The organism is Mesorhizobium sp. Cs1321R2N1, assembly GCF_037179725.1.
GTDB lineage: Bacteria > Pseudomonadota > Alphaproteobacteria > Rhizobiales > Rhizobiaceae > Mesorhizobium > Mesorhizobium salmacidum.
Map to the genome: position 1 here is coordinate 1 of NZ_JAPYKP010000278.1, position 2,602 is coordinate 2,602.

A 2,602-nucleotide genomic window follows, 5' to 3' on the forward strand; every position below is an offset into this window, starting at 1 on the left:
CGGACCAATCGGTGCGAACAGGTCTTCATTTCTCGGAGAACATTCGGAGTAACGTCATGAACCGTCTGACACAGTATGCGGCAGCAGCCGTCCTCGCCTTGACCGGAACCGCCGCAACCGTCGCGACCTCCGCCGCCATGCCGATGGTGGCGCAACCGGCCGCCCCGGCGCTGATCGAGCATGTGGCCTGGGGTTGCGGGCCCGGCTGGCACCCCAATCCCTGGGGGCGCTGCGTTCCCAACCGTGTCGTGGTGTATCCGCGCTACCGCTATTGGCACGGCCCGGCTTATTACGGCTGGCATCCGCACCGCCACTGGCACCGCTGGTAAGCGCGTGGGAGGGGCCGGGCGGCACCCGCCTGCCCGGCCGCCTGTCCCCGGTCTAAGCTGGGGAAACAGCCCAATCGGGCGTCGCGCGCCTCGCGCGAGATCCAACCATGGAGCGCTGACATAGCAGCCCCGGCTAAAGATTCCGCGCCGCCGGATCCCGCCCTGATCGCCTTCAACCACTTCGGGCTCGGGGCACGACCCGGCGACCGCGACAGGCTGGCGAACGACCCACGCGGCTATCTCAAGACGGAACTGCGGCGGCCCGACGTCACCATGATATCGCTCGACGACCCCACCTATGCCGATCTCAAGGGAAGCACGCCTGCCATCCAGGCCAGCATGGCGGCGAACCTCCAGCGCAAGCTGGACCGGGAGCGAATGGCGACAGAGGAGCCGGCAACGGGCACGCCAGCCTCGGCTTCGGCCATGCCGCCACCCGCCGCACCGGGCATGTCGCCGCCCGCCGCCCCGGCCGCTGCCAAGATCAAACCCGCCGTGCCGCCTGTCGAAGTCACGTTGTTTCGGGCCGAGGCACAGGCGCGCTTCGACAAGGCAATGCAGGCCGGGGCCGGCTTCGTCGAGCGCCTCGTCTATTTCTGGTCGAACCATTTCTGCATCTCCGTCGCCAAGGCCAACATCGTGCGCGCCAGCGCCGGGGCCTTCGAACGGGAAGCCATCCGGCCCTTCGTGCTCGGCCGCTTCGCCGACATGCTCATGGCGGTGGAGCGGCATCCGGCCATGCTGTTCTATCTCGACAACCAGCAGTCGATCGGCCCGGACTCCCGCGCCGGCAAGAACCGACAGCGCGGCCTCAACGAGAATCTCGCCCGCGAGATCCTGGAACTGCACACGCTCGGTGTCGGCAGCGGCTATAGCCAGGCCGACGTCACCAGCTTCGCGCGCATCCTGACCGGCTGGACGATGGCCGGGCGGGAAGGACAGTTGGGCGAACCCGGCAGTTCCGTCTTCAACGCCAATGCGCACGAACCGGGCGACGCGGTGCTGCTCGGCAAGACCTATCCGGCCGGCGGCATGGGCCAGGCCGAGGCCGCGCTCAATGACATCGCCCGTCATCCGGCGACCGCGCAACACATCGCCACGCAACTTGCCCGCCATTTCATAGCCGATGACCCGCCGCCGGCGGCGGTCGCCCGTCTCGCAAAGGTGTTCGTCAAGAACGACGGCAATCTCAGGGCACTGGCGGCGGCGCTCATCGACCTGCCGGAGGCGTGGTCGACGCCCCTGGCCAAAATGCGCTCGCCCTTCGATTATGTCGCCGCCATCAGGCGGGCGGCCGGCCCGGGACCGAACGATCCCGGCCAGTCCCTCAACTGGCTCAACGCACTGGGCGAGCCGCTCTGGCAGCCGCCGGGACCGAACGGCTTTTCCGACCAAGCGGACAGTTGGGCATCGGCCGAAGGCATGAAGATCCGCCTCGACATCGCGTGGCAGGCCGCCAGGCAGGTGAAAGATATCGGCAATCCCAACGACATGCTCGACGCGATCATCGGGCCCTCCGCCTCGCCGGAGACGCGGCAGGCGGTCGCCCGCGCCGAGTCCAAGCAGCAAGGCCTGGCGCTGCTGCTGATGGCGCCCGAATTCCAGCGACGATAGCTCGAGCGATAGGTCCGGTGCCGACAACTCCCATGGACGAAGTCATGAGCCTGCTGTGCGAAACCCCTCACCCTTCCCGCCGCGCCGTGCTGATGACCGGCGGCGCGCTGTTTGCCTGGGCCTATCTGCCCCGCTTCGCCCGTTCCGCCGACAACCGCGACCCACGCCTGATCGTCATCGTGCTGCGCGGCGCGCTGGACGGCCTGTCGGCGGTCGGTCCGGTCGGCGACCCCGACTATGCCGGACTGCATGGCGACATCGCCCTGTCGCTTTCCGGTCCGCATGCGGCGCTGCCGCTCGATGCATTCTTCGCGATCAATCCGGCGATGCCGGTGTTTGCGCGCCTGTTCAAGGCAAGCCAGGCGGCGGTCGTCCATGCGGCGGCGACCGGCTATCGCGAGCGCTCGCATTTCGACGGACAGGATGTGCTGGAAAGCGGCTTTGCCGGCCCCGGCCATGTCGCCACCGGCTGGCTCAACCGGGCGCTGGAGAACCTGCCGGCAGGCGACCGCGTGGCGACGCTTGGCGGCCTGGCCGTCGGCCCATCGACGCCGCTGGTGATCCGTGGCGCGGCACCGGTGCTCGGCTGGGCGCCGCAATTGCTGCCAGCGCCGGCAGGCGACCTCGCGACGCGGGTTCTCGATCTCTACCAGCACCGC

3 protein-coding genes are annotated in these 2,602 nt (G+C 68.7%); all 3 read left to right on the forward strand.

From position 1 onward, the window contains the following. Positions 1-56: 56 nt before the first annotated feature. Entirely contained in the window at positions 57-329 is a 273-nt protein-coding gene (locus O7A61_RS31875) for a GCG_CRPN prefix-to-repeats domain-containing protein (protein WP_337133122.1), read from the forward strand. 120 nt (positions 330-449) lie between these two features. Beyond that, the gene (locus tag O7A61_RS31880) at positions 450-1,943 is read left to right on the forward strand and encodes a DUF1800 domain-containing protein (RefSeq protein WP_337133123.1); all 1,494 of its coding nucleotides are present in this window, start codon (positions 450-452) and stop codon (positions 1,941-1,943) included. A 44-nt stretch (positions 1,944-1,987) separates the two neighbouring features. After that, on the forward strand, positions 1,988-2,602 hold a 615-nt coding region (locus O7A61_RS31885; RefSeq protein ID WP_442921138.1), incomplete at its 3' end, for a DUF1501 domain-containing protein.

Bases quoted from the DNA above. Each gene is read 5' to 3' on its own strand.
- O7A61_RS31875 (WP_337133122.1), top strand. From the start codon at position 57: ATGAACCGTCTGACACAGTATGCGGCAGCAGCCGTCCTCGCCTTGACC.